The 26176-nt window shown below is 67.5% G+C and carries 28 protein-coding genes; 16 read left to right on the top strand and 12 right to left on the bottom strand.

Translation table 11 applies throughout. The annotated features are described in order from the left end of the window. Nucleotides 1-47: 47 nt before the first annotated feature. Entirely contained in the window at nucleotides 48-1220 is a 1173-nt protein-coding gene (locus tag IEV93_RS00920) for an acyl-CoA dehydrogenase family protein (protein ID WP_188486068.1), read from the bottom strand. Nucleotides 1221-1426: 206 nt separating this feature from the next. On the opposite strand from IEV93_RS00920, the gene IEV93_RS00915 reads away from it, so the two are divergent. Together IEV93_RS00915 and IEV93_RS00910 are read left to right on the top strand one after the other, a co-directional pair. Next, nucleotides 1427-1696, top strand: coding sequence for a lipopolysaccharide assembly protein LapA domain-containing protein (locus IEV93_RS00915; RefSeq protein WP_188486066.1), 270 nt, complete (start codon nucleotides 1427-1429; stop codon nucleotides 1694-1696). 34 nt (nucleotides 1697-1730) lie between these two features. Then, a complete protein-coding gene (locus IEV93_RS00910; RefSeq protein ID WP_188486064.1) occupies nucleotides 1731-1967 on the top strand; it encodes a hypothetical protein in 237 nt (78 codons plus the stop codon). Between the two features lie 9 nt (nucleotides 1968-1976). Here the strand turns inward: IEV93_RS00910 and IEV93_RS00905 are convergent, their stop codons facing one another. Next, nucleotides 1977-3233 carry an MFS transporter gene (locus IEV93_RS00905; protein WP_229705100.1) on the bottom strand — a complete coding sequence of 419 codons (1257 nt, stop codon included), beginning with the start codon at nucleotides 3231-3233 and terminating at the stop codon, nucleotides 1977-1979. A gap of 96 nt (nucleotides 3234-3329) precedes the next feature. Here IEV93_RS00905 and IEV93_RS00900 point away from each other — a divergent pair, with 96 nt between their 5' ends. After that, on the top strand, nucleotides 3330-3914 hold the full coding sequence (locus IEV93_RS00900; RefSeq protein WP_229704797.1) for a TetR/AcrR family transcriptional regulator: 585 nt from the start codon (nucleotides 3330-3332) through the stop codon (nucleotides 3912-3914). Nucleotides 3915-3927: 13 nt separating this feature from the next. On the opposite strand, the gene IEV93_RS00895 is transcribed toward IEV93_RS00900, so the two are convergent. After that, nucleotides 3928-4392 (bottom strand): MarR family winged helix-turn-helix transcriptional regulator, encoded by a 465-nt coding sequence (locus IEV93_RS00895; protein ID WP_188486058.1) that lies wholly within the window; start codon nucleotides 4390-4392, stop codon nucleotides 3928-3930. 94 nt (nucleotides 4393-4486) lie between these two features. Between IEV93_RS00895 and IEV93_RS00890 the strand changes: the two genes are divergently transcribed. Then, nucleotides 4487-5755, top strand: a complete 1269-nt coding sequence (locus IEV93_RS00890) for an FAD-dependent monooxygenase (RefSeq protein ID WP_188486056.1) — start codon at nucleotides 4487-4489, stop codon at nucleotides 5753-5755. On the opposite strand, the gene IEV93_RS00885 is transcribed toward IEV93_RS00890, so the two are convergent. Then, nucleotides 5730-6185, bottom strand: coding sequence for a carboxymuconolactone decarboxylase family protein (locus IEV93_RS00885; RefSeq protein WP_229704796.1), 456 nt, complete (start codon nucleotides 6183-6185; stop codon nucleotides 5730-5732). The two genes, IEV93_RS00890 and IEV93_RS00885, sit on opposite strands and share 26 nt — an antisense overlap. A 103-nt stretch (nucleotides 6186-6288) precedes the next feature. Here IEV93_RS00885 and IEV93_RS00880 point away from each other — a divergent pair, with 103 nt between their 5' ends. Together IEV93_RS00880 and IEV93_RS00875 are read left to right on the top strand one after the other, a co-directional pair. Then, nucleotides 6289-7293: a pirin family protein gene (locus tag IEV93_RS00880; RefSeq protein ID WP_188486052.1), complete on the top strand. Its 1005-nt coding sequence runs from the start codon at nucleotides 6289-6291 to the stop codon at nucleotides 7291-7293. Further along, entirely contained in the window at nucleotides 7293-7655 is a 363-nt protein-coding gene (locus IEV93_RS00875; protein WP_188486050.1) for a GNAT family N-acetyltransferase, read from the top strand. Before IEV93_RS00880 ends, IEV93_RS00875 begins: the two co-directional genes overlap by 1 nt. Before the next feature lie 72 nt (nucleotides 7656-7727). Here IEV93_RS00875 and IEV93_RS22755 read toward each other — a convergent pair whose 3' ends face one another. Beyond that, a complete protein-coding gene (locus IEV93_RS22755) occupies nucleotides 7728-8681 on the bottom strand; it encodes a type IV toxin-antitoxin system AbiEi family antitoxin domain-containing protein (RefSeq protein WP_188486048.1) in 954 nt (317 codons plus the stop codon). A 73-nt stretch (nucleotides 8682-8754) separates the two neighbouring features. Then, nucleotides 8755-9645, bottom strand: coding sequence for an LLM class F420-dependent oxidoreductase (locus IEV93_RS00865; protein ID WP_188486046.1), 891 nt, complete (start codon nucleotides 9643-9645; stop codon nucleotides 8755-8757). Between the two features lie 242 nt (nucleotides 9646-9887). Here IEV93_RS00865 and groL point away from each other — a divergent pair, with 242 nt between their 5' ends. Together groL and IEV93_RS00855 are read left to right on the top strand one after the other, a co-directional pair. Then, a complete protein-coding gene (gene groL / locus IEV93_RS00860) occupies nucleotides 9888-11513 on the top strand; it encodes a chaperonin GroEL (RefSeq protein WP_188486044.1) in 1626 nt (541 codons plus the stop codon). A 288-nt stretch (nucleotides 11514-11801) separates the two neighbouring features. After that, a complete protein-coding gene (locus IEV93_RS00855) occupies nucleotides 11802-13382 on the top strand; it encodes an alpha/beta fold hydrolase (protein WP_188486042.1) in 1581 nt (526 codons plus the stop codon). Here the strand turns inward: IEV93_RS00855 and IEV93_RS00850 are convergent. Then, nucleotides 13351-13797, bottom strand: coding sequence for a hypothetical protein (locus IEV93_RS00850; protein WP_188486040.1), 447 nt, complete (start codon nucleotides 13795-13797; stop codon nucleotides 13351-13353). The genes IEV93_RS00855 and IEV93_RS00850 overlap by 32 nt on opposite strands. A gap of 108 nt (nucleotides 13798-13905) precedes the next feature. Here IEV93_RS00850 and IEV93_RS00845 point away from each other — a divergent pair, with 108 nt between their 5' ends. From IEV93_RS00845 to IEV93_RS00835, 3 genes are all read left to right on the top strand, one after another. Beyond that, nucleotides 13906-14568 carry a DsbA family oxidoreductase gene (locus IEV93_RS00845; RefSeq protein WP_188486038.1) on the top strand — a complete coding sequence of 221 codons (663 nt, stop codon included), beginning with the start codon at nucleotides 13906-13908 and terminating at the stop codon, nucleotides 14566-14568. Between the two features lie 175 nt (nucleotides 14569-14743). Continuing rightward, on the top strand, nucleotides 14744-16582 hold the full coding sequence (locus tag IEV93_RS00840; RefSeq protein WP_188486036.1) for a DUF8508 domain-containing protein: 1839 nt from the start codon (nucleotides 14744-14746) through the stop codon (nucleotides 16580-16582). A gap of 23 nt (nucleotides 16583-16605) precedes the next feature. Beyond that, nucleotides 16606-17175, top strand: coding sequence for an isochorismatase family protein (locus IEV93_RS00835; protein ID WP_188486034.1), 570 nt, complete (start codon nucleotides 16606-16608; stop codon nucleotides 17173-17175). Here IEV93_RS00835 and IEV93_RS00830 read toward each other — a convergent pair. Further along, the gene (locus IEV93_RS00830) at nucleotides 17168-17932 is read right to left on the bottom strand and encodes a trans-aconitate 2-methyltransferase (RefSeq protein ID WP_188486032.1); all 765 of its coding nucleotides are present in this window, start codon (nucleotides 17930-17932) and stop codon (nucleotides 17168-17170) included. The genes IEV93_RS00835 and IEV93_RS00830 overlap by 8 nt on opposite strands. 223 nt (nucleotides 17933-18155) lie before the next feature. Here IEV93_RS00830 and IEV93_RS00825 point away from each other — a divergent pair, with 223 nt between their 5' ends. Further along, nucleotides 18156-18800: a hypothetical protein gene (locus IEV93_RS00825; RefSeq protein ID WP_188486030.1), complete on the top strand. Its 645-nt coding sequence runs from the start codon at nucleotides 18156-18158 to the stop codon at nucleotides 18798-18800. A 13-nt stretch (nucleotides 18801-18813) separates the two neighbouring features. On the opposite strand, the gene IEV93_RS00820 is transcribed toward IEV93_RS00825, so the two are convergent. The 3 genes from IEV93_RS00820 to IEV93_RS00810 form a co-directional block, all read right to left on the bottom strand. Beyond that, a complete protein-coding gene (locus tag IEV93_RS00820) occupies nucleotides 18814-19572 on the bottom strand; it encodes an acyl-[acyl-carrier-protein] thioesterase (protein ID WP_229704794.1) in 759 nt (252 codons plus the stop codon). A gap of 11 nt (nucleotides 19573-19583) precedes the next feature. After that, nucleotides 19584-20333, bottom strand: coding sequence for an acyl-[acyl-carrier-protein] thioesterase (locus IEV93_RS00815; protein ID WP_188486026.1), 750 nt, complete (start codon nucleotides 20331-20333; stop codon nucleotides 19584-19586). Nucleotides 20334-20422: 89 nt separating this feature from the next. After that, nucleotides 20423-21364 carry an NADP-dependent oxidoreductase gene (locus IEV93_RS00810; protein ID WP_188486024.1) on the bottom strand — a complete coding sequence of 314 codons (942 nt, stop codon included), beginning with the start codon at nucleotides 21362-21364 and terminating at the stop codon, nucleotides 20423-20425. A gap of 158 nt (nucleotides 21365-21522) precedes the next feature. On the opposite strand from IEV93_RS00810, the gene IEV93_RS00805 reads away from it, so the two are divergent. The 4 genes from IEV93_RS00805 to ppk2 all read left to right on the top strand — a co-directional run bounded on the left by IEV93_RS00805 (nucleotide 21523) and on the right by ppk2 (nucleotide 24431). After that, nucleotides 21523-22197: a DUF4166 domain-containing protein gene (locus IEV93_RS00805; protein WP_188486022.1), complete on the top strand. Its 675-nt coding sequence runs from the start codon at nucleotides 21523-21525 to the stop codon at nucleotides 22195-22197. A gap of 66 nt (nucleotides 22198-22263) precedes the next feature. Next, nucleotides 22264-22701: an SRPBCC family protein gene (locus IEV93_RS00800; RefSeq protein ID WP_188486019.1), complete on the top strand. Its 438-nt coding sequence runs from the start codon at nucleotides 22264-22266 to the stop codon at nucleotides 22699-22701. 149 nt (nucleotides 22702-22850) lie between these two features. Next, complete coding sequence (locus IEV93_RS00795; protein WP_188486017.1) at nucleotides 22851-23387, top strand: DUF6764 family protein; 537 nt, start codon at nucleotides 22851-22853, stop codon at nucleotides 23385-23387. Nucleotides 23388-23471: 84 nt separating this feature from the next. Beyond that, a complete protein-coding gene (gene ppk2 / locus IEV93_RS00790; protein WP_371873772.1) occupies nucleotides 23472-24431 on the top strand; it encodes a polyphosphate kinase 2 in 960 nt (319 codons plus the stop codon). A 24-nt stretch (nucleotides 24432-24455) separates the two neighbouring features. On the opposite strand, the gene IEV93_RS00785 is transcribed toward ppk2, so the two are convergent. Continuing rightward, nucleotides 24456-26165: an HNH endonuclease signature motif containing protein gene (locus tag IEV93_RS00785; RefSeq protein ID WP_188486015.1), complete on the bottom strand. Its 1710-nt coding sequence runs from the start codon at nucleotides 26163-26165 to the stop codon at nucleotides 24456-24458. Nucleotides 26166-26176 lie beyond the last annotated feature (11 nt).

Genomic DNA, 26176 nt, shown 5'->3' with positions numbered 1-26176 from the left:
GGGTGACTCTCTTGTCGTGATTGGTGTCGGGAGGGGTGTCCGGCGCTCTACAGGCCGAGGATCCCCGAGGCGATGATGGTGCGCTGGACCTCCGACGAGCCGCCGTAGATCGAGACTTTGCGGGTGTTCAGGTAGGTCGGCATCGCGAGGTGTGCCCATTCCGCGTCGTCGACCGCAGGGTCGAAGACGGTCAGGGAGTCGGTGCCCGCGAGGTCGGTCATCAGCTCGGTGACCTCCTGGGTGAGCTCACTGCCACGCAGCTTGAGCACCGACGACACCGGGTTGGGCTTGCCGTCGCCGTCGGACGCGACAACACGCAACTGCGTGAGTTCCAGTGCGAGAAGGGCGTTCTCGAGCTCGACGAACCGTGCACGTGTGAAGGGGTCGTCGAGCATGGAACCGTTCGGGGTGGAGATCGACGCGGCGATCTCCTTGGCCCGAGCAAGACGGATCTTGTTGTACGACACCCGCGCGATACCGCCGCGCTCGTTCGAGAGCAAGAACTTGGCGTAGCTCCATCCGGCGTTCTCCTCGCCGACGAGGTTCTCGACCGGGACGCGGACGTCGGTGAACCACACCTCGTTGACCTCGTGGCCACCGTCGATGAGTTGGATGGGGCGGCGCTCGATGCCCTCGGAGTTCATGTCGATGAGCAGGAAGCTGATACCCGCCTGCTTCTTCGGGGCATCGGGGTTGGTGCGCACCAGGCAGAAGATCCAGTCGGCGTACTGCGCCAGCGTGGTCCAGGTCTTCTGGCCGTTGACGATGTAGTGGTCGCCGTCGCGGACGGCCTTGGTCTTCAGCGACGCGAGGTCCGAGCCGGCCTCCGGCTCGGAGAAGCCCTGGCACCACCAGATGTCGAGGTTCGCCGTCGCGGGCAGGAAGCGGTCCTTGATCTCCTGTGAGCCGAACTGCGCGATCACCGGGCCGACCATCGAGGCGTTGAACGCAAGTGGCTCGGGTACCGACGCCAGATTCAACTGGTCCTGCCAGATGTGGCGCTGCACCGGGGTCCAGTCCTTGCCGCCGGCGGCGACGGGCCAGTTGGGCGTCGCGATGCCCTCCTCGTTGAGGATGCGCATCGTGGTGACGATGTCGTCGGGCATGTTCAGATTTCCCGCAGCCGATCGTTCGCGGATCTCTTTGGGGATCTTGGTGGTGAAGAAGGTCCGCATCTCATCGCGGAACGCCGCTTCGTCGGGGGTGAGGGCGAGGTGCATACCTCCTTATTACCCTCCGGTAGGGGCATCGCGGAAATGCGCTCAACAGGTTTTTTCCAAACCGGACGAGGTGGCGGCCCCCGTTACCGTTCCGTGATTTATCGTGACCGTTCCGTTACTTCCGGGCTGCTTGCGTCGAGACATAGCGCTGAGATTCTTCGATTGTTCTCAGATGCACACAAATAATCACGGAAAGCAGGCCCGCCATGAGCGCCACCCACACCGACACCGCCGCGACGCGCACGAAGTCCCGGGCCGTCGGACCCGTCACCGCGATCACCCTGGTGATCGCAGTTGTGTTGATCGCGGCCGTGGTGATCTTCGTCCTGCAGAACACCGATCAGGTCAGCGTGGAGTTCCTGGCGTGGCAGCTCGACCTCGGTCTGGGCGTGGCCATGCTGATCGGCGCGGCCGTGGGCGCGGTCATCGCGTGGATCATCAGTGGCACGGTGCGCGCGCGTCGCGCCCTGAAATGACCCGCTCGTCCACATCTGATCGAGGAGACCGCACATGATCCCGCTGCTCGCGCGCCGTTACATCTATCGATACCTGCTACTCGCGTTCGTGCTGCCGATCGTCGCCCGGCTCAGCCTGACCGCAGGCATGCGCATCGAGCGCCGCAAGGGGCGCCGGACCATCGTGTCCCGCGTGCTCACCGGACTCGGACGCTTCTCCCGCAGGCGTGTCGAGAAGGCCGCTCGCAAGGGAGCGATCGATGACAAGGCGGTCGCGCGAACGCGGGGTTGAGAGAACCGATCAGCGGATCGAGACCGGCTCCTGCGCCGGGGTCGCCGTCACGTCGACGGCGATCTCGGCAGCAGGCGCGCGACGCAGGTTGACGATCGCTGCCGCCGCGGCGGAAGCGACGAGCACCATGATGAATATCGCGTATCCCACTGCGGTGGAGCGCAGTCCGAACATCGTGACGGCCAGACCCGCGACGACGGCCGGGACGCTGAACGCCGTGTAGCAGACCGCGAACACCGCGGCGAAGACGCGACCCCGATCGGCCGGTGCGGTGACCTCGGTGATCGACGACATCATCCCGATCAGCGTGATGCCCCAACCGATTCCGGCGATCACCGAACCGGCGATGTAGGCGGGTGCGGACGAGGCCAGAGTGGCGAACATCGAGATCAGCACCCCTGCTCCCAGCCCGGTGAAGCCCAAGGTGAACCGGACTGTGGTCGATGACGTCTGCGCCAGCGCTGCCGCGACCGCCGCACATCCGAAGAAGGCGAACAGGATGGCGCCGCTGATGGCGTGGTTGCTCACGCCGAGGATCGATGCCGTGATCGACGAACCCAACGAGAGGTACAGACCGCCGAGGGCCCAACTCGCCATCAGCGCGGGCAGTGCCGTCAGGAACGTGAGCCGGGCGTAGCCGGGTACCGAGATGTTCGGCGAGATGATCTGCAGGACGTGACGTCTCGATGTGAAGCCGTGTCGCGGCGACGTCTCGGGGAGGAAGGCGAGCGTCACCAGCAAGATCCCCAGCAGTGCGATGAGGACGACGTAGACGATCACGCGGGGCAGTGGGACGTACTGGACGAGGACGCCGGCCAGCACGGCTCCCGCGGCCAATCCGGCGGGCGGGCTGGCGCTGCTCAGCAGCGCGCCGAGACGCGGGCTCGGGGCGAGGTCGACCATGGCGGCGCTGATCGTTCCCACCAGCGCGCCGGTGGCCAACCCCTGCACGACGCGAGCCACGATGAGCAGCGCCACGCCGTCGGCCTCGAGGAAGATCACCATGCTGACGATCAACAGGACGACGGCGGCGAACAGGACCGGGCGTCGACCTACGTGATCGGACAGTGAGCCGACGGTGAGCAGTGTGCCCACCAACGCGACGACGTACACCGCGAAGATGATCGTCAGCGTGAAGGACGAGAAGCCCCAGAGCTGCTGATATACGGGGTAGAGCGGGGACGGCGCCGCCGACGCCAGCAGTGCGGTCGTCGACATCAGTGCGACCACCCAGAAGGCGATCGGATGCGGGATACGTCGCTGCATGTCAGTCACTCCTCGATTAAAGCAAGGATCTTTGCTTTTTGAGAAGGTAGCACCGTCTCGCAGCTTAAAGCCAGTCCGTTTGCAATAATGACAGACATGACCACTACTCGCACCTCCGCGCGCCGCCCCGGTGGACGCAGCGCACGCGTGCAGGCCGCCGTCTATGCCGCCGTGGGCTCGCTGGTCAGTGAAGGTTTTCGGGACACCATGACCGTGCCGCAGGTGGCCGAGCGCGCCGGCGTCAACCCGACCAGCGTGTATCGGCGATGGGGTGCGGTGTCGACGCTTCTCGAAGAGGTCGCGGTCGCGGCGCTCACCGGGGATGAGCCGATGCCCGACACCGGCAGCATCCGTGGCGATCTCGAGACCTGGTCGGGGATCATCGTCGCCGACATCACGCGTCCCGAACGCATCGTCTACCTGCGTGCGATGGTCGGCGCCCGCGAGGGCACGCCTGGTCAGTGTCCGTGCTGGGAGATCCGCGACGAGCAGGCCGCGGCGATGATCGCCCGTGCCGCCGCTCGCGGCGAGGCCGTGCCGACGGTGGCGCAGGTCCTCAACCACGTGGTCGCCCCGCTGTATCACCACGTCGTGTTCGGGCTGCCGGCCGACGAGGCGTACGCGCATTCGATGGTGGCCGACGTGCTCGCGATGGTGCCCGCGCGCGTGTTCGCGGACTGACGCCGCCCCGGTCTCAGTCGGTTCCGCTCTCGCGCGTCACCTCGGTGATCCGCGCGAGGAAGCGCATCACCACATCTCGTTCGTCGTCGGCCAACTCCCGGCACACCTCGTCGAGGCGGCCGATGGTGGGACCCCAGGCCTGCGCGGCGGTCCGGCGCGCGGTCGGCGTCTCGGTCACCACCACCCGACGTCGATCGACGGTGTCGCGGACCCGTTCGACGTGTCCCGCGCGTTCGAGGCGGTCGACCATCACGGTTGCCGATGCCGACCTGATCCCGAGGTGCGTGGCGAGATCGGCCACGCCCATCGGTCCCTCCTGGGTCAGCTGTGCGATGGCCGACATGTCGTTGGGGTTCATCCCCATCCGGTGGGCCATTCGTCCGACGAGTTCCCTCGAGGCGCCGACCATGTCGCGCACCGCGATCGTGGCCGGATCGAGATCGCCGTAGCTGTCGTCGTCGTTCGGCATGGGCGTCATCCCATCACGTCGGACTTTGCTAGTCAATCTAGTGTTATGTTCTTCTAACAGCTAGATTGTCTACACATATAGCGACGGCGACCAGGAGAAGCGAATGACACGGACACGATCACAGGACGACGAACGACCGACGGTGCTGGTGACCGGGGGCAGCGTGGGCGGTCCGGCCCAGGCGTGGGCGTTGCACCGAGCAGGGTTCGCGGTGACGCTGATGGAACGGGCGCCGCAGATGCGCGAGGCCGGCCAGAACGTCGACATTCGGGACGCCGGCCACGCCGTGCTCCGCGCGATGGGGGTGCGGGCGGAGGTCAAGGCGGCGTCGACCGGTGAAGTCGGGATCCGCTACTACGACCACCGTGGCGAGCCGTACGCCGAGATGCCGACGATCGAGGGATCGGACGGACCGACCGCCGAACTCGAGATCCTGCGGGGGTCGCTGTCGGAGATCCTGCTCCGCCTGACCGAGGGACAGGTCGAGCACCGCTACGGCAACCACATCACCGCCCTCGATCAGGGGGCCGACGGGGTCGAGGTCGAGCTCGCGGACGGGTCCAGGGAACGCTACGACCTCGTCGTCGTAGCCGAGGGACGCAACTCCACCACCCGCGACCTGGTGTTCGGCGACGAGGTCGGCACGATCAGCCGGGGTCTCTACATCGCCTACGGCACGATCGAGCGGACCGCTGGGGATGACGACTGGTGGCGGTGGATGACCGCGCGGGACAGCCGCATGGTCGGTCTGCGCCCGGACAACAAGGGCACCATCCGCGCGAACCTGGGTTTCCTCGCGCCCGACCTCGGCCTGGACCGACTCGGCCACACCGCCCAGATGAAGGTCCTGCGCACACGGTTCGCCGGAGTCGGGTGGGAGACCGACCGCATCCTCGACGGCTTCGCCGTCGCGCCCGAGGAGTTCTACATGGAGCGCACCGACAAGGTGGTGTTGCCGACCTACTCCCGCGGTCGGGTGATCGTCGTCGGCGACGCGGCGTGGGCGGGTGGGCCCACCGGCATGGGAACCACACTCGCGCTGGTCGGGGCATACGTCCTCGCCGGTGAACTCGACGCGGCCCGCGTCGGCGCGACGATCGATCACCGTCGTGCGTTCGCCGCCTACGAGCGGATCATCCGGCCCTACGCCGAGACCGTGCAGACCCCGCCGCCGGGCAACTCGCGCACGGTCATGCCGCGGACCACGTGGGGCCTGCGGGTGCTGCGGACCGCGCACCGGCTGATCGCGAAACCCGCGGTGCGCGAGCGGGTCGAACACCGCCTGCTCTCGCGTGCGGGCAAGGACTTCGTCCTGCCGAGCTACCCGATCTACGCAGATGCCCCGGTCACTGCCGGACGGGGTGTCGGCTGAGGATCGACACCCGGTTGAACGCGTTGATCGCGATGGCGACCCAGATGACCGCCGAGATCTGGTCGTCGGTGAGGTTTTCGCGGGCACGCTCGTAGTCGATCTCCTGCAGATCGTGCGACGGCAGGTCGGTGCAGATCTCGGCGAGACGCAGTGCGGCGCGCTCGGTGGCGTCGAACAACTCGGTGTCGCGCCACGCGGGCAGCGTCGCGATGCGCTGCACGGTCTCGCCCGCCGCGATCGCACGGCGCGAATGCAGCTCGAGACAGAACGCACATCCGTTGATCTGGGAGACGCGCAGGTTGATCAGCTCGACGAGGACGCGGGGCAGCTCGGCGTCGCGCGCCACGTCGGCCACCGCCGTCGCGACACCGCCGAGCGCGCGGTACGCGGAGGGGGACTGCTTGTCGATGTAGATGTGCGAACCGGTCACGGTCATCCCTCTCGGAAGAGCGCGTCGGGAATACTCGCGCAGGCGTATTGTTCTGGCACACATCAAGATAGACGACGCTTCACAGGCGAAGGCGGCCCGACGGATGAGCAATCTCGAGCAACACCCGGTGGAGCAGGAGTGCGTCGGTTCCCCGACCACGGGCGTGGAGGTGCTCACGGCGCGCGAGGTACCGCTCGGCGGGCCCCGCGCCATGCTGGTCCGCCGCACCCTGCCGCAGCGACAGCGATCGCTGATCGGGGCCTGGTGCTTCGTCGACCACTACGGTCCCGAGGACGTCACGCGCAGCGCAGGCATGGATGTCGCGCCACATCCGCACACCGGATTGCAGACCGTGAGCTGGCTGTTCAGCGGCGAGGTCGAACACCGCGACAGCGCCGGGGTGCGTGCGATGGTCCGGCCTGGCGAGCTCAACCTGATGTCCGCGGGTGCGGGCATCAGTCACTCGGAGGTCTCCACCCCGGACACGACGGTCCTGCACGGCGCACAGCTGTGGGTGGCGCTGCCGGAGTCGGCGCGGCACTCCGAGCGCGGTTTCCAACACCACGCTCCCGGCTCTGTCGCGGTCGACGGCGCGGTGCTGCGGGTGTTCATCGGCGAGCTGGCGGGCGAGCGATCACCCGTCACCACGTACACCCCGCTGCTCGGGGCGGAGATCGTCATCGACCCGCACGCCACCATCTCGCTCGACGTGTCCCCGGACTTCGAGCACGGTGTTCTCAGCGACCAGGGTGAGCTCCGGGTCTCCGACACCGACCTGGCCAACGGCGATCTCGCCTACGTCGGTGTCGGGGCGTCGCAGGTGACGATCACGAATGCGGGGTCCGTCCCGGCGCGGTGTCTGCTGCTCGGTGGCGAGCCGTTCGACGAGGAGATCATCATGTGGTGGAACTTCGTCGGACGCACCCACGAGGAGATCGCCGCCTATCGCGAGCAGTGGGAGGCCCACGCCGAGAGGTTCGGATCGGTGCAGGGGTACACCGGTCCGCACGACCGGATCCCGGCGCCCACCCTGCCGAACACCGTTCTGCGGCCACGTTCCAACCCCGCACCGCGCGCCCGGATGACCGATCACCGACAGGACAGCTGATGACCACCGACAAGACCGGCGCCGAGACCACCGTCACCGACAACCCGGAACTGCAGCGCTTCGAGATCGCGCTCGATCCGGAGGGCACGGTCGGGTTCGCGCTTTACCGCGACCGTGACGGTGCCGAGACCGGCGCTCAACGGATCTTTTTCCACACCGAGGTCGACGAGGCCTACGGCGGTCGTGGCCTCGGCACGATCCTCGTACGCGGGGCGATCGACGCCACCCGCGCCGCTGGCCGTCGGGTCGTCCCGGTGTGTCCGCTGTTCGCCGCCTACGTCGGCAAGCACGATGACGTCGCCGACATCGTCGATCAGCCCGACGTCCACGTCATGCGGTACCTACGCGAGCACGCCGGCTGAGCCTGCTGAAATCCCGCGCTGAGCGGGTCGGCATCGATGCATACACGGTGCCGGCGCGCTCCGTGCTGGATCTCAGCAGTCACGGACACCGTGCGGGCGGCGTCGATGGTCGCCGCGACGGACCAGGTCGATGACAGTGTGTTCGCAGGCGTGCCAGTCGTGGACGACCTGCCGGTAGGTGAACCGAATCGGTAGGTACCCCAACTGAGTCAGTAGCCGGTCGCGGGTCCGGTCCGACTCATAGCGCTCGACGCCGGTGTGGTGCGCCTTGCTGTCGACCTCGACGACCAGGCGGTTGCCGACGAGGAGGTCGACGTGCCCGACTCCGGGGACATGGTGCTGCGTCGAGACGCCGATGTTCTTCGCGCGGAGCCGCAGTCGAACCATCGTCTCGGTGCCGGATTGTGCCTGCCCGTCGCATCTGTCGAGAAGAGCGCGTACCCGCGCCGGCGCGGTCGACAAGGCTGATGACAGTTCGTCGAATGTCGCGAGCTTCAGGTTGAGTGCGGAGTCGCTCACGACGATGAAGTCCTCCGCGTCGAGGGATCGCGCGGCATGGCGAAGCGCGGTCACGACGTCGTCCACCGCGCCAACCGCGGTCGGCGTCGGGCCGAATGTTCTACATGGTTGCGAGGCTCGCACGCTGTTTCCGCGAACCATTGGCCGGAGGTGCAGGGCGTGCGGGTGCTCGGGGACCCACCCGCCGTGCCGACGAAGCGCTGACAGACACGTCAGGACTCCGCCTTCGCGTACCGCCTCGACGACCATCTGGTCGGCGGATGAAGCGGCGTACCAGCCGGTCCTGATCCGCCGGAGTGATCCCTGTCGAACGAGCCGTCTGATGTCCGCGTCCGAGAGACCCGCGCTCAGCAACTGCGGGCGGGACACCACGCCGAGGCAGGCCCGGAGGAGGATGTCGAGGTCGGTCACGTGGTCGAGTGTCGCGGGGGTGTCCGGTCTGATGGCCACGGTTCGGTGGAGGCGATCGAGAGTCGGTGCATGCGACACGAACTGGGGACAATGCATGAGCTGCTGAGATCCGGCCCGTAGCGGTACGGCGCGGTCGTATACGTCGTGCCGGGGCGCTCAGAGCAGGATTTCAGCAGCTGCGCAGTAGCTCGATGACCGGCGCGAAGATGGCGAGGTCCGGCTCACTGACGGTGATGTAGCTGATCCCGGTCCGCTCCCGCAGTTCGTTCAGCTTCGCTGCGATCTGCTCGACTGTCCCGACCAGGATCGTGGGGTGTTCTGCGAACTCCGCAGGCGTGAGTTCCGGGGCGAACTGCTCGTGTAGTTCTGCGGTGATCTGTTCATGATCGTCTGTGATCACGACGCGCTGGACCAGCAGGTTCCACTCGATGGAGTCGGCCCGGTCCCCCGCCGCATCGCGCGCGAACTGCACCCGAGACCCCAGGTCGGCGGGGGAGTTCAGCGACATCGTCCCGTCGCGGTCGGTGCTCGCGCCGGTGAACCCGATGATGTCGGCGCGCTCGGCAGCGAGACGGAGCATCTTGTCGCCATTGCCGGCCAGGAACAGCGGGACGTGCGACTGGGTGGGTCTCGGGGCGTGGGACTCGTCGTCGAAGAGGTCGTAGACGGTCTCGACGGTGGTGCGCAGGTGTGCGACGCGCTGTCCCGCCGACTCGAACGGCAACCCGGCCGTCTCGAACTCGGCCCGGACGTATCCGGTGCCGAGCCCCAACTCGATTCGGCCGCCTGTCGAGACGTCTGCGGTGGCGACATCGCGCGCCAGGATGGTCGGGTTGTAGAAGCCGGCGTTGAGAACGCACGTGCCCAGCCGGAGGTGGTCGGTGACTCCGGCGGCGGCCACCAGCGCGGGGAACGGGCTCGGGAATCCCAGGTGGTCGGGCACCAGAAGCATGTCGTAGCCGAGCTCTTCGACTCGTCGCGCACCGTCGAGCCAGCTCCGCCGATCATCGACGGTGCGAAGGTTGACGCCGAACCGGAATGGACGCTCTGAGGATGTCATCGGACAACGGTAGCCACGGTAATGACCTGGTTTGACGACGATTCGCGGACTGCGAAGCAGGCCCCGCCGACCTTGCACTCACCCCACCCGAGTGCTAAAAAGGCAGTTGGCACTCTCGAACCGTGAGTGCCAGGTCGGACCGGTGAGATCGGGTCTTCACTGACACCCCGGTCGTCCGTCGCGGGCACCGAATCCGGCCATGAATCTTTCAGTGTCACCCCCAATCGGAGGATCACTTCGCAATGGCCAAGATCATCGCGTTCGACGAAGAGGCCCGTCGCGGCCTCGAGCGGGGCCTGAACGCCCTCGCCGACGCAGTAAAGGTGACGTTGGGACCCAAGGGTCGCAACGTTGTTCTGGAGAAGAAGTGGGGCGCCCCCACGATCACCAATGACGGTGTTTCCATCGCCAAGGAGATCGAGCTGGAGGACCCCTACGAGAAGATCGGCGCCGAGCTGGTCAAAGAGGTCGCCAAGAAGACCGACGACGTCGCGGGCGACGGCACCACCACCGCCACCGTGCTCGCCCAGGCTCTCGTCCGTGAAGGCCTGCGCAACGTCGCGGCCGGCGCGAACCCGCTGGGCCTGAAGCGCGGCATCGAGAAGGCCGTCGCGGCCGTCACCGAGTCGCTGCTGGCCTCGGCCAAGGAGATCGACACCAAGGAGCAGATCGCTGCGACCGCTGGTATCTCCGCGGGCGACGCGTCCATCGGTGAGCTCATCGCCGAGGCGATGGACAAGGTCGGCAAGGAAGGCGTCATCACCGTCGAAGAGGCACAGACCTTCGGTCTGTCCCTCGAGCTGACCGAGGGTATGCGCTTCGACAAGGGCTACATCTCGGGCTACTTCGTCACCGACGCCGATCGTCAGGAAGCGGTCCTCGAGGACCCCTACATCCTGCTGGTCTCGGGCAAGGTCTCGACCGTCAAGGACCTGCTGCCGCTGCTGGAGAAGGTCATCCAGGCCGGCAAGCCCCTGCTGATCATCGCCGAGGACATCGAGGGCGAAGCGCTCTCGACCCTCGTGGTCAACAAGATCCGCGGCACCTTCAAGTCGGTTGCCGTCAAGGCCCCCGGCTTCGGTGACCGCCGCAAGGCCATGCTCGCCGACATCGCCATCCTCACCGGTGGCGAGGTCATCAGCGAAGAGGTCGGCCTCTCCCTGGAGAGCGCAGGCATCGAGCTGCTCGGTACCGCTCGCAAGGTCGTCGTCACCAAGGACGAGACCACCATCGTCGAGGGCGCGGGAGATTCCGACGCCATCGCCGGTCGTGTCTCGCAGATCCGTGGCGAGATCGAGAACAGCGACTCCGATTACGACCGCGAGAAGCTGCAGGAGCGTCTGGCCAAGCTGGCCGGCGGCGTCGCTGTCATCAAGGCCGGCGCTGCGACCGAGGTCGAGCTCAAGGAGCGCAAGCACCGCATCGAAGATGCCGTGCGCAACGCCAAGGCCGCTGTCGAAGAGGGCATCGTCGCCGGTGGTGGCGTCGCTCTCCTGCAGTCGGAGTCGGCCATTGACGGACTCACCCTCGAGGGTGACGAGGCCACCGGTGCCAACATCGTGCGCGTCGCGCTCGAGGCCCCGGCCAAGCAGATCGCCTTCAACGCCGGCCTCGAGCCCGGTGTTGTCGCCGACAAGATCCGCAACTCGCCGATCGGGACCGGCCTCAACGCCGCGACCGGCGTGTACGAGGACCTGCTCGCGCGTGGCATCAACGACCCGGTGAAGGTCACCCGCTCGGCGCTGCAGAACGCAGCCTCGATCGCGGCTCTGTTCCTCACCACCGAGGCCGTTGTCGCCGACAAGCCCGAAAAGGGCGGCGCACCGGCGATGCCGGGCGGCGACGAGATGGGCGGCATGGGCTTCTGATCCAGTCAGAACCCGCAGTCGCACAACGCAGCTGACGACCGGAGGCCGGTCACCCCACGCGGGGTGGCCGGCCTTCGGCGTTGCCGCGGCCGCACCCGGCGACACCCGGTCCGCGACCGGGGTCACCGCCGATCTGGCGGGACGCCCAGCAGCCCCACGAAGTACCGGTACGCGCTGTCCAGCACGATCGATCCGAACGCGGGCAACAACGGCGGCCGGGTCTTTCCCTACTGACGCCCCCGGCGCGGAGGTTGGTCTCGTGAATCGGACATCGGGTACGTTGTTCGCGTGACTAAGAGTGGCCGGGGTGTCCGGTTCGGTTCCGCGTTCCTCGTCGCGGTGGCAACCGCGTCCCTGACCAGCGCATTGGCGGCGTCGCCGGCGCAGGCTGCCCCGATCAAGTGGGGGCCATGCCCCAAGATCCACGGCGCCTCGCTCGCCACGCAGTGCACCGTCGTGCGCGTGCCCCGTGACTACGCGCGTCCGTCGGCCGGGACCATCGCGGTGACTGTGTCGAAGCTGCCCGCGCGCGATCAGGCGAACAAGCGTGGCGTGCTGATCGGCAATCCCGGTGGGCCGGGCGGGGACGCCATCCCCATGTTCAGCCAGCTGGTCACCCCCGCGCCCCTTCGTGAGCAGTGGGACCTGATCGCGGTTCAGCCGCGCGGGTTGCTGGACGCCAACCCCGTCGCGTGCGCCGAGGTCTCCGGACTCAGCCCGGCCGCGGTCTTCACCGCCGGAGCGGTCACCCGTTCAGCCTGCAACGCACGCACGCCGGGTGGTACCGCGAACATCACCACCGCAAACACCGCCCGCGACATCGAGTCCGCGCGCCGGCAACTCGGCCTCGGCGCGAAGGTCGACCTGCTCGGGATCTCGTACGGCACCACACTGATGTCGACGTACGCGACTCTCTTCCCGCAGCACGTCGATCGTCTGATCCTCGATTCCGCGGTCGACCCGAACCTGGAGTGGAACACGCTGCTGACCGCCCAGACCGAGGGGTACAAGGCGCGGGTACAAGCGCTGTTCGCCTGGATCGCAGAGCGCGACAACGTCTATCACCTCGGAAAGACCCCGCTGGCGGTGTACCGCACGTGGAGCCGCAAGGTGACCGCGGAGGCCGGCGTCCCGCCCTCGCTCGCACCGCCGCCTGCTCGGGTCGGCGACGCACCTCCGGGGTTGCGTGGTGCGGCTCGCGATTACCTGGCCGGCGTGAACACGAACGCGGCCACCCGCGCGTACTTCGACAACCTCGTGGCGAGCATCGCGACCGGCAAGTCGCAGAACGCGTCCACGCTGCTCTCGTTGACGCGCGCCGCGGCGCCGTCGCGCGACAACTGGCCGATCATCGCCCAGCGCATCATCGCCGCACCGAAGCCGGCGCCGCAGTACCCGCCGGACGTGCAGAAGCTGCTCGTCAACTCGTCGCAGATGCAGACGATCCTGCTGTGCAACGAGAACGCGGTCCCCGCCCGACCGCAGGTGGCGCCCGCGTCGCTGCTCGACTCGTTCGTCATCGGCGACGTGTTCACCGGCCCGGGGTACCTCTACGAGTCGGGCCTCGCATGCTCCGGCGCAGCGCCGGTCGCGCAGCCGATACGAATCAGCAACCGCGGCTTGGCCACCGCGCCGCTGCAGCTGCAGAGCATCGGCGACCCGCAGACCCCGTATCGGGGTGGTCTGGTGCACCGGGACCGCATGCGGTCGCACCTGATCGCCGTCGGCGGTGGCGACCACGCGCAGTTCGGCCGGGGGAACCCGGTCGTCGACGCCGCGATCGTCGAGTACCTCCGCACCGGTCGTACCCCGGTGACCAGTGCGCCGCAGGCCCCGATCACGACACCGCTGCTACCGGCGAAGCGATAGCGGTCGGCACCAACCGAATCCCCAACTTCTTCTGCACGGCCACGATGATCCAGCGCACGATTGCCCCGGCGACGAAGAGCACCGGTGTCGTGATCACGCTGATCAGCATGAAGAGGAAACCGGACATCACGGCAATGACGAAGGCGGCCGCGATCACACCCCAGACCGTCGCCGGAGCCATGTAGACGCCGATCCAGCCGAACGTCAGCACCACCAACGAACTCATGCCCCAGACGTAAAGAAGTGGCACGACCACGAAAGCCCCACCGTCGACGTGTCGAGCGCCGTGCGCGAACCACAGAGCGGCGATCACCACGACGACCACCAACGCGGTGATGCAGTACAACCCGACAAACCAGCGGGTCACACGGTGGCGGCATTCCTCGGTGAGCGGGCGACGAACATCGTTGTTCATTCCCACATCACACGCCCGGGGGCGCTCTCGAGAACAGGACCCCGGTCACATGTACGGCACATCACAGGCGTGCGGAATCGACCACGGCCATCCGGTGTTGTGCCCTCTATGAGCAACCTCATCTCCGTCGACGTGTGGTCCGACATCGCCTGCCCGTGGTGCTACGTCGGCAAGCGCCGCTTCGAGGCCGGTCTGGCCGCCTTCGACGGTCGTGACGACGTCACGCTGACCTATCACAGCTTCGAGCTGGCCCCCGACACCCCGGTGGACTTCGACGGCTCCGAGGTCGATTTCCTGGCCCAGCACAAGGGGATTCCCGTCGACAAGGTGGAGCAGATGCTCACCCAGATGACCGGTCTCGCCGCGGACGAGGGGCTCGCCTTCGATTACGACGCGCTGGCGCACACCAACACCCGCAAGGCGCACGAGGTGTTGCACTTCGCCAAACAGCGAGGTCTCCAGCTCGAGTTGGCCGAGCGGTTGTTCGCCGCCTACTTCACCCAGGGGCGGCACCTCGGTCGCGACGAGGAACTGGCGGATCTGGCGGCGGAGGTCGGACTCGATCGGGACGAGGTGCTGGCCGCGCTCGCGGGCGGGGACTTCGTCGACGCGGTCGACACCGATATCGAGCAGGCCCGCGCGTACGGCATCAGCGGCGTCCCGTTCTACGTCATCGACGGTCGGTACGGGGTGTCGGGTGCGCAGCAGCCGGAGGTCTTCCGATCCGCACTAGAGCAGGCCCGCGCCGACGGCCAGGTGACGGCGCAGTGAGCACCGAACCCGTTGCGACACCGACATTCACGATGATCGGATCGGACACCGCGGCGGCGTGCGATGGTGACGCGTGCGCCGTGGTCGTCGAAACGGTCGTGGAGTCGGCCGACTAGCCCACTCCGTTCGCCGTACGTTCACCTCCCGGGTACTCAGCGGGGCTAACGTTCCGTCGGTGATCAAGCATGCGTCGACGACGCTCCTGTCGGCTGTGGCCGTCCTCGCGGCCACTTTTGTCGCGGCCCCGGCCCCGGCCCAGGCAGTGCCGACGCCGGCCCCGACCTCGGTGACCATCGCTGAGGTCCAGGGTCCCGGGTTCGCGTCTCCGCTGGCGGGCCGGGCGGTCTCGGACGTCCCGGGGATCGTCACAACGATCAGGACCACCTCGCCGCGCGGGTTCTGGATGCAGTCCGCGGTTCCTGATCGCGACCCGTCGACCTCCGACGGCATCTTCGTTTTCACCGGTTCGACCGCCCCGACGGTGACACCGGGCGACGCGGTCACGGTGAGCGCGACCGTCACCGAGTACCGGTCGGTGGGGTCCGGCGAGACCGCCGCCACCACGGCGAATCTCGGCGTTACCGAGCTGACGAAGCCCACCGTCACGGTGAGGTCGTCGGGTAGCCCGCTGCCCGCCCCGGTGACCTTCACGCCGTTCTCGGTTCCGTCGCGCTTCGCGCCGCCGGTATCGGGAGACATCGAGCAGGTCAGGCGAGTGGTGCCGGCGCGTTCGGCGCAGGAGTTCCTCGAGGCGCACGAGGGAGAACGGGTGTCGGTGCCGTCCCCGCGCATCATCGCGCCGAGCAACACCTTCGGCGACGTCGACATCACCTCGAAACCGCAGAGCGACGGAACGATCCACGGTGGGGCCGTGCTGTCGAGCTACAACCTTCCCACCGGCCGTATCAAGGTCTCCGCACTCGACGGCAGCAAGCCGGTGATGAACACCGGCGACCGCTTCGCCGGTCCGGTCGTCGGGCCGCTCGACTGGTCGAACTTCGGCGGTTACGTCATCGATGCCCCGACACTGCCCGCGGTGGTCTCGAGCGGACTGACGCCGACCGTGGCGTCGAGGGTGAACGACCGAGATCTCTCGGTGGCCACCTACAACGTCGAGAACCTCGCGCCCGGCGACTCCGCGGGCAAGTACGCGGCCCTCGCACGGGGGATCGTGACCAACCTGGCGAGCCCGGATGTGGTGGCCGTCGAAGAGGTACAGGACAACTCGGGTGCGGCCGACGACGGAACCGTCGCCGCCGACGCCACGATCGCGCGCCTGACCACCGCCATCGCGGCCGCCGGTGGCCCGCGCTACGACCACCGCGGCATCGATCCGGTCAACGACACCGACGGCGGAGCGCCCGGCGGCAACATCCGAACGGTGTTCCTGTTCAACCCGTCCCGGGTGTCGTTCGTCGACCGCGGCAAGCCGTCATCCTCGGCCGCGACCGTCGGTGTGCGCGGACCCGCCGGCCGGGCGCAGTTGTCGGTGTCGCCGGGCCGGATCGCGCCCACCGACCCCGCCTGGAAGAACAGTCGCAAACCGTTGGCCGGCGAGTTCACCTTCCGAGGCCGCACGGTCTTCGTCGTGGGCAACCACTTCAACTCCAAGGGTGGCGACCAGTCCGCCGACGGACGCTTCCAACCACCGGCCCGATCGTCGGAAACCCAACGCACGGCGCAGGCGTCGGTGGAGAACGCGTGGGTCCGGTCGTTGCAGGCCATCGACCCGCGAGCCGCGATCGTCATCGCCGGCGATCTGAACGACTACCAGTTCAGCCCGGCTGTCCGCACGCTGACCGGCAGCGGGGCCGGCCTCACCGACCTCATCGCGACACTGCCGCGCGCGCAGCAGTACACCTACGTCTACTCCGGCGTCTCGCAGGTGCTCGACCACATCATCGTCAGCCGCAGCCTGCGTCCGAGCGCGCGCTACGAGGTCGTCCACCTCAACGCCGAGTTCGCCGGGCAGACCTCCGACCACGACCCGCAGGTGGTCCGCGTCCGGCCGTAGCTGTAGGCATTAAAGTCGGCATCATGCCAACAGCGCTGTTGATCGTCGACGTGCAGAACGACTTCACCGAGGGTGGCGCGCTGGGCGTCGTCGGGGGAGCGTCGGTGGCGCGTCGGGTCACCGAGTACCTGGCGTCGGACGCCGAGTACGACCTGGTCGTCGCCTCGCGGGACTGGCACGACGCGGACAACGACAACGGCGGACACTTCGCCACCGACGGGCCGCCGGACTTCGTCACCACCTGGCCCGTGCACTGCGTGGCCGGGACCACCGGAGCCGAGTACCACCCGGACCTCGTGGCCGACGCCGTGGACGTCCACGTACGCAAAGGGCAAGGCGTGCCTGCCTATTCGATGTTCGAGGGCACGACCGACGACGGGGCGCAACTGTCGGACGTCCTCCGCGAACTGGGGGTCACCGACGTCGACGTGGTGGGCATCGCGACCGACTACTGCGTACGCGCGTCCGCTCTCGATGCGCTCGGCGCCGGGTTCTCGGTGCGGGTGCTCACCGACCTCGTCGCCGGTGTCGCGCCCGAATCGTCAACAGCGGCACTGTCCGAGATGACCGCCGCGGGCGCAACCGTCATCTGACCTGAGCGACCACGAACACCCGCCGGAACGGGAAGTAGGTGGTCCCGTCCGGTCGCATCGGGTACGCCGCGGTCAGCTCGGGCGCGAGATCGGCGCGGAACGCCGCCCAGTCGTCCTCGGACAACACGTCACGCACCGGGGTGAGCGCCGTGCCGGTGACCCATTCCAGCACGGGGTCGGGACCGGACAGTTCCTGTGTGTAGGTGGTCTCCCACGCGTCGACCCGACACCCTGCCTCCGACAGCAGCGCGGCGTACCCGTCCGGGTCCTCGACGGTGTCGCCGCCACGGAAGTCGATGCCAGACAATGCGTCACGCCACCGATCGGACCGCGCCACCTCGCGGATGATGCGGTGCGACGGCGCCTCGAAGTTGCCGGGGACCTGGACAGCCAACCATGCGCCGGAGGAGAGTTCCTCCGGCCACCGACGGAGCAGGTCGCGGTGTTCGGGCACCCACTGCAGCGTCGCGTTCGAGATGACGACGTCGGTGTCGGCGGAGGGGGTCCAGTCGCGCACGTCCTGTAGTCGGGCGTCGAGTCCGCGGCCGCGTGCGGCGTCGACCATCTCCGGTGAGTTGTCGGTGGCCTCGATGGCGGCGTGCGGCCACCGGCGGGAGAGCTCGACCGTCAGATTGCCGGGGCCGCAACCGAGGTCGACGATTCGACGCGGGTCGGCGAGGTCGATGCGGGCGAGCAGTTCGCCGTAGGGACGTCCGCGGTGGTCGGCGAAGGTCAGGTAGTCGGCGGGGTTCCACATGGTCGGTCCTCCTTTAACAGGACGGGCGTACTGCTAGAAAACAGTACGCGCATACTGTTAGCGATCGCAAGGGTAACGGTTCCACAACACGAGTAACCCTTTCGGGAGATGCATCGATATCCGGGTGGTACCAGCAAGTACCGGTTGGGCGACAGGAGAAATGATGCGATCCCAGTACACGATGCTGCAGTTTGTGGGAGTGATCGCGTGTGCGAGCGCAGTCGTGGTCACGGCAGCGTGCGGGACCGACGGTGCGGAGTCGGCGCAGAGCTCGTCGACGGTGACCGTCACAGAGTCGGACGTTCCGACGTCGGCCGGCGAGCAGGCGAGCAGCGAGGCCCCATCGACTCCGGTTGCGGGATCCGCCGCGGCCGAGGCGACTGCGTCGGCAGCGAGCGGGGCGCCGATCATGCGGTTCCGGAAGGACGCGAACGTCAATGCCAACGATTTCTACGGTCCCGGTGCGGGTGTCAACGCCAAATTCTTCCAGTCCCCGTCGGGGAATGTGCGCTGTGGCATCGATTTCGACGATCCGCAGATACCGAGCGGCTGTCAGGCGTCGACCTCGGTCCGCAGCAACACCGGGGTGACCTGCCTGAACCGCGGCAACAGCGTCTACTCCACTCAGTTGATCAGCGGCGCCGCGGTGAGCAAATGCGTGAATCAGCCGTTCTTCGTCGGCGGTTCCGGTAACCCGGGCCAGGACACGGTCGGCGGCCGGGTCCTGCAGTACGGGCAGATCATCTCCGTCGGCGGAACGACGTGCGAATCGGCGGCTGTCGGCATCTCGTGCTGGGCGAATTCGGTGGGCTTCACCCTGGCGCGGGACCGCAACGACACCTACGACCCGGGGTACGGGCAGCGGTGACGTCGGCCTGCCCTCAGCGGGGCAGCGCGGTGATCGAGGCGTGGGTGCGGGCTTCGCCGTCGACGGTCATCCACACCAGGATCCCGCCGTCGGTGGGGGCGGTCGCGATGCGCACGTCCTCGCCGTAGGTGATCGGCTTGTTGTACTCGATGATCAGGCGGTACGGGTTGTCGATCACGTCGGCCAACTGGGGGAACACCTCGCGCATGGCCTGGAGGTAGACCGCGTTGTTGACGTGGTCGAGTCGGTCGGTGTCCCCGAGGCGCAGTGGGAACGGCTGCTCGGTCTGCGCATCCACCGGGTCGTTCAACCAGGCCTTCCACCGGAGGCGCCGTTCGTCGGTGGTGGTTGCGAGGAGTTCGAAGAACTTGTCCTCGAGACGCGACGGCGCACCGGTCTCCATGTTCATGTTGATCCAGAACCCCTCGGTCTCGATGAGACCGCCCTCGCGTCCGTCGACACCGTCGCTGGTCATCCGGACGCGCATGTTGCACCACCGCGGGGAGATGCCCGCGCACCAGCGTGAGAGGTGGACGGTGTCGGGCCACTCGATCGGCCGGATCACGTCGATGACGGTGCGCCGCACGATCCAGAACTTGTGCGTCTCGAACGCACCGCAGTCCACCAGGTGTTGGGCGCCGCACTCCTGGAGGTAGCGGGCCATGCCGTCGACGCTGAGCTTCTCGTACCGATCGATGTCACCGCTGGACAGCGGCCACGAGGTCCGGAAGACGTATCCCTCGTCGGGGAGGTCGGCGAGTGTGCCGGTCACGGTGGTCTCCATCAGTCCGGTAGTGCGGTGATCGACATGTGGGTCCGGGCGCGCCCGTCGACCGAGAGATACACCAGCACACCGTCGTCGATCGGTGTGGTGGTGAGGTGGACCTCTTCGCCGTACATGATCGGCTTGTTGTACTCGATGACCAGACGGTGCTTGCCTGCGACGACGTCGGGTACCTCGTCGAACACCTCGCGCAGCGCCTGCCAGTAGATCGCGTTGGTGACGTGGCCGAACCGGTCGGTGTCGCTGTGGCGGATCTGGAAGGTCCGCGGCGATTCCTGCGCCATCGGTGTCGTCAGCCAGGGAGACCATCGGAGTCGACGCTCGTCGGTGGTGCTGCCCAGCATCTCCAGGAACTTGCCCTCGATGTGGCCCGGGCCGCGGGTCTCCATGTTCATGTGGATCCAGAACGCCTCGGTCTCGATCCGACCGCCGTGATCGCCGATGATCTTCACGCGCATGTTGCACCATCGCGAACCCAGCGCAGCGCACCAGCGCGACAGGGTGAGCGTGTTCGGCCACGTGACCGGCTCGATCATGTCGATGACGGTGCGTCGGACTATCCAGAACGGATCGGTCTCCATCGCTCCGGCGTCGATGAGGTGATACGCGCCCACCTCCTGCAGGTAGCGGGCGACGCCGTCGACACTCAGCTGTTCGAACTGATCCATGTCGCTGGTGGCCGCCGGCCACGAGGTGTGGAAGACGTATCCCTCGGAGGGCATGTCGACGAGCGTGTCGCTCAGGGGCATTGATATCTCCCGGTAGGCGCCGGTGCACAGGGCTTTGTCGGTGAACCTACGTCATGGGTGCATCGTGAGCTGCTGCCCGCCCCGAACGGTCAGGGGAGCAGGATGAATTTGCCGATGTCGTGGGGTTGCTGCAGCTCGGAGTGGGCGGTCGCCACGTCGGCCAGGGGGAACGTCTTGGCCACGACGTTGACGAGCTTCCCCTCGCCGGCGAGGCCCACGAGTTCCTGGCGTGCGGCGTCGCGACGCTCGGCGCTGTCCGGGTTCGAGCCGCCGATGGACCCGAATCCCTCGGCCTGGGCGCGCTCGAACGCGGCCGTGGTGACGATGCGCGACCGGTCGGCGACGAGCTCGAGGGAGACGTCGACGGCCTCGTCGGCTCCGACGGTGTCGAATGCGGCCGTGATGCCCCCGGGAGCCAGATCGCGGACACGATCGGCGAGCCCGTCGCCGTAGGTGGTCGGTTGCGCGCCGATGCTGCGCAGGTAGTCGTGGTTGACCTCGCGGCCGGTGCCGATGACCGTCGCCCCGCGCAGTCGGGCCAGCTGCACGGCGAGGAGTCCCACGCCGCCCGCCGCGCCGTGGATCAGGACGGTGTCACCCTGGCCGACCCCGAGCACCTCGAGCGCGTCGTAGGCGGTCGCGGCGGTGAGCAGCAGCCCGCCCGCCTGCTCCCAGTCGAGACCGGCGGGCTTGGGGATGATCGACGACGCCGGCTGCACGGCCCGCGACGCGTAGGTCCCGACCCCGCGGAACGCGATGACCTCGTCGCCGACCGCGATCGGGCCCGCGGGTCCGACGGCGTCGGGACCCACGGCCGAGACCACGCCCGCGCCCTCGGATCCGAGGCGCTTCGGTAGTTGCGACTCGTCGGTGCCGAACGCACCGCTGTAGAGCTTGTGATCGATCGGATTGACGCCGATGGCGCGGAAATCGACGACGACCTCGCCCGGCCCGGGCTCAGGAACGTCGGCATCGATGACGGACAGGACCTCGGGGCCACCGAACGCGGTGGCGACAACGGTTGGGCTCATGACCGGGTCAACTCGCGCCACCGCGGGCGAATTCCTCGGTGTTTGTCCGGGACCTCGGGGCCTGGACCGGCGTCTTGGTGGGCATGTGGCCTCGCCGCGGGCGGACCGGGGGTAGATTCTGGAGCCATGTCCGATCAAGCCCGGAGCGCGTCGAGAGCATGACTCCGGTCTATCGCGCGGCGCTCGGCAGCGACTTCGAGAAACTCCACCCCAACGTCCAGTGGCGCTACGGGGTGGACTCGACGTCCGGCGTCGCCCAGATGACCAGCGGCATGGTCGAATCCGTTTTCTGCACGTCGAAGCTCACGCCGCCGGTGCTGCGGTTCTTCCGCAAGCGCAACGTCATGCCGACCACGACGAGCCGCCTGGTCCCGTTCTTCATGGACAACTACTGCTATCGCGACGAACGCGGCCGTGAGTGCCTGGCCGTCATCCGACGCTTCGCGTACTCCAACGGCGAGCAGCGTCTGCACTCGTTGCTGGTGAACGGCTCCACCGGTCTGATCGACTACTTCGGCGACGGTCCGGATCTGTTGATCCCGCTCACCCCGCGCGTCGGGCCGGGGGGATCGTTGATCCTGGAGAGCGAGCCGATGCGGATGCTCAGCCGCGGACTCCGCATGGGCATGCGCGGGTTGTTCGCGACGTCCATGCGCTACGTGGAGGAGTGGGACGACGACGCGCAGCGGTTCCGGCTCGACGCGACCGTCCGCAACGTGACGCTGGGGGAGATCATGCACTTCCGCGGGTGGTTCACCGCGGCGGATCGACCGTGTTCGATCCACGAGATCCCGGACGAGGCCTGGCCGCTGCGTCTCGAAGAGCGCGAATAGGTCGCTGCGGTTGGAAGAGCGCGAATAGCGTCACGGGACGCTGCGACCGTCGGGTAACTTCGCGGCATGGCTGTCAGTGGAGAAACCGAATTCGATGTCGACGTCGCGCCGTCGGTGATCATGGAGATCTTGCTCGATGTGGAGGCGCTGCCCGACTGGTCGGGACCGCACAAGAGTGCCGAGATCGTCGAGACGCATTCCGACGGTTCTCCGAAGCGCGTCAAGGTCGCCGTCAGCATGGCCGGACTGACCGACAACGAGGTGCTCGACTACACCTGGACCGACAACTCGTGCTCCTGGGAACTGGTGGAGGCCGATCAGCTGTCGTCGCAGAAGGGCAAGTACACCGTCACCGAGAAGAACGGCGGTGCGCATGTCGCCTTTGAGCTCGAGGCCGACCTGAAGATCAAGCTCCCCGGGATGATCGTCAAGCAGGCCCAGAAGAAGGCGGTCGACACCGCGAAAAAGGGACTCATCGCCGAGGCGAAGCGCCGCAGTTCCTAGCGCCGCACGGTGGCGCGGGAGTTCGTGATCGGACCGTTGCACGTGTTGCGATCGAAACCGCTGTCGCTGGTAGTACGCTAGCGATCATTCGGCAGACGAAATAGTTGCCTGCCTGCTCGCTGCGAAGAGAAAATCATTTGAGGTGCACCATGTTTCGTGTTGATCGTCGGTCCGCTCTACGCGGCGTCGCAGTGGCCTTCATCGGGTCCTCCGCGGTGGCCCTCACCTCGTTGATCGGCGCGGGCGGCGCGTCGGCCGCCCCGCTCGTCTGCGATGCGGTCAACGGCCAGCAGGTCAACCGCGTTGTCGGCACCGGCGGCTGCGGCGCGAGGGCGCTGACCCCGAGCCGTGCGCACGCCGAGGACCGCAGTGGTGTCGGCACCGCCGTCGCCTCGGCGCAGCGCAACGGTCGGGCCAACTCGTACAACACCGCGCCGAAGTCCAGTGCGCTCTCCGGCGCTGATTCCGGTGGCACGAGCTACTCGGTCACCACCGGACCGGGCGGGCTCGCGGTCTCGCAGGCACGCCTCGGCGGCACCTCGATCGCCGTGGCCGGCATCGGCGGCAACGCGTTCTCCGGCGCCGGCGGCGTGCGCTGCTCGGGTGGTGCGGCCGCGGCTTACGACACCACCACGGGCACCTACTGCTTCGGTACCGGTCGGACGTACTTCACCAACGTGCGCTGACCCCGCCCTCGATCGATTGGGTTGGGTCCCGTTCGTTCACCTGCAGGCCATGTGTCCGTACCGCCGACGATCTAGCGTGTAGCAGTGAGTGAACTCAAGGATCATTACCTGGCGCCCGTCACCGACATCGTCGATCTCAGCACGTCCATCGGTCGCGAGCAGCTCGCCGACATCGTCGACCTGGCGGACACGTCGGGGTTCTCCGTCGACGACACCGACGACGACGATCCCCGGCTGATCCTCAAGTCCGACCACGCGGTGGTCGACACGTGGCGCGAGGACTACCCGTACGACGAGCGCATGTCGCGCGCCGACTACGAGATGGAGAAGCGGCTCCTGCAGATCGAGCTGCTCAAACTGCAGAACTGGACGAAGGAGACCGGCGCGCGGGTCGTCCTGCTGTTCGAGGGGCGCGACGCCGCGGGTAAGGGCGGCACGATCAAGCGGTTCATGGAGCACCTCAATCCGCGTGGTGCGCGGGTCGTCGCGCTGGAGAAGCCGTCTGAGCGGGAGTCCACCCAGTGGTACTTCCAGCGCTACGTCAAGCATCTGCCCGCCGCGGGGGAGCTCGTCCTGCTCGACCGCTCCTGGTACAACCGCACCGGCGTCGAACGGGTGATGGGTTTCTGCACCGATGCCGAGCACGAGCGTTTCGTCCGCCAGGTCCCACTCTTCGAGAAGATGCTGATCGACGACGGCATCCACCTCGTGAAGTTCTGGTTCTCGGTCACCGCCCTGGAGCAGCGCACCCGGTTCGCGATCCGGCAGGTCGACCCGGTGCGGCAGTGGAAGTTGTCGCCGATGGATCTGGCCTCGCTGGACAAGTGGGACAAGTACACCGCCGCCAAGGAAGAGATGTTCTCCCACACCGACACCGACTTCGCCCCGTGGACGGTGGTCAAGAGCAACGACAAGAAGCGTGCGCGCGTCAACGCCATGCGCCACGTGCTGAGTCTGTTCGCCTACGACGGCAAGGACGACTCCATCGTCGCCACCCCGGATCCGCTGATCGTCGGGCGCGCGAAGAGCCTCATCGGCGAGTAACGACCGCCCGGTTTCGCGTACCGCTCAGAAGGGCGGTTCGCTGTCGTCGTCGAACCCGTAGTCGGCGGGGCGGGTCTCGGACGAGGCGACTCGTCCGAGGTCGTGGATGCCGTGCGGGTCGTCTGCCGCCTTCGTCTCGAACTCGGCTGCGGCTGTCTCGGCTACCGCTGCCGCGTCGTCGATCGCCTGCTGGTTGGCGACGCGTGCGTTTCGTCGGCGGGCGTGCTTCTCCTCCAGGCGGGTTCGGCGTCTGGTGGGTTCACGATCCGGTTCGTCGTCCGTGGGCGGCGGAGCGTGGGTGGGTTGTTCGAATCGGATGTCGCGCAGCGACGGGAACAGGTCGTCGCCGGTGAACGCCGGCCCGGGCACGATCAGCCCCTCGGGGGTGATGATGCTGGTCTCCGCGCGACCGTCATCGCCGATGACCAGGGTGTCGAGGAAGTCGCTGAACGTCTTCATGTTGTGGTGGAACCGGCACTTGGGGCCCAGTCCGGCGGGAGTGGTCTGGCCACCGCGCTCCGGGTTCTCGTGGTCGTACTCGTCGGTGTGGTCGAGGTCGCAGCGCCACGCCGGTTGGTTGCAGCCGGGGATGTCGCAGTACAGACCACGAGCGCGGATGACGGTGTCCAGGGCGGTCGACGGACGGTACGGATCGCTGGGTTGAGTCGACGGGAGGGGTGCATCGTCGGCGCCGATCGGCCGGATCTTCGTCCCGGGCTCCGACAGCATTTCCTGCACATGGTCTGCCGACACGACGCCGTAGCCATCGAGGAACCCGGGGTGCTCTCCGTCGCCGGCCGCGGTCTCGAGGTCGCACAGGACGTGGATGACGGTGGTCGTCCCCGAGGCGCCCGGAATGTCCCTCGGTGCGGGCGCACTCGGCTCGGGCACGGTGGGTGCTTCGCAGTGGTCGCCGCCGCACTGGCATTCCCAGGCGACGCCCATCGCGAGGCAGAACAGGGCGTCACTGCCAAGGGCCTGTTTCGTCCGTGGGTCGTCACGACACACGCACGAGGCCAATTGCGCGATCCGTCGCGTCATGGCGATGGCGTTCTCGGCCGTCATCGACGAGTTGATCGTCGCCATGCCGTCCTCGCCGCGTTCGAACCAGTACCCACGGGCATCGCGGGCCCGTGCCCGTCGAGCTCGAACGGCGGCCGGGTCGACGCGGAACACGATCCGGTCGATCATGTCGCGCATGCGGGGCGTCGACCACGATCCGCCTCGGCGCAGTGTTGCGGCGATGTCGGCATCGACCAACGACTGCAGGTCCGGGTCGAGGACGAGATCGGTGCGTTCGACGATCGTCCTGACCTGTTGGGCCGTGATCAGTCCGTCCCGCAGGCAGTCGCTCACCCCCGGCAGCCGGTCCCGCAATGCGATCGAGGTGTCCAGCAGGCGTTCCGCGGTGGCCTGCGGGATCGCGTGCACGACCGCGATCCGGGTCGCGCACCGCGACAACACATCCAACCGGCGCTTGTCGTTCGCCTCGTCCGGCGCCACGAGTTGCGTGTGCAACTCCGCGGCCCGCTGGAATCGCACCCACTCGAGAAACGACTGACCCGCCGCGGCGTGCTTCATGTCCAGTAGGAGGTCGTTGACCGGCGCGCCGATGGGGTCGGCGAGCAACCCCACCGCTGCCGCCGGCACCCCAGACCAGCTGGGTTTGCCCGAGGTGGGACCACTCTCGCCCCGAGCGTCAGTGCGCTCTTCGGTCGACGGGCATTCGATCATGTGTTCGATTG

The organism is Williamsia phyllosphaerae (genome assembly GCF_014635305.1).
In the GTDB taxonomy this organism is placed as follows: Bacteria; Actinomycetota; Actinomycetes; order Mycobacteriales; family Mycobacteriaceae; genus Williamsia_A; species Williamsia_A phyllosphaerae.
The sequence above is the reverse complement of the archived record's forward strand: the minus strand, read 5'-3'. Positions and strand labels throughout refer to the sequence as shown.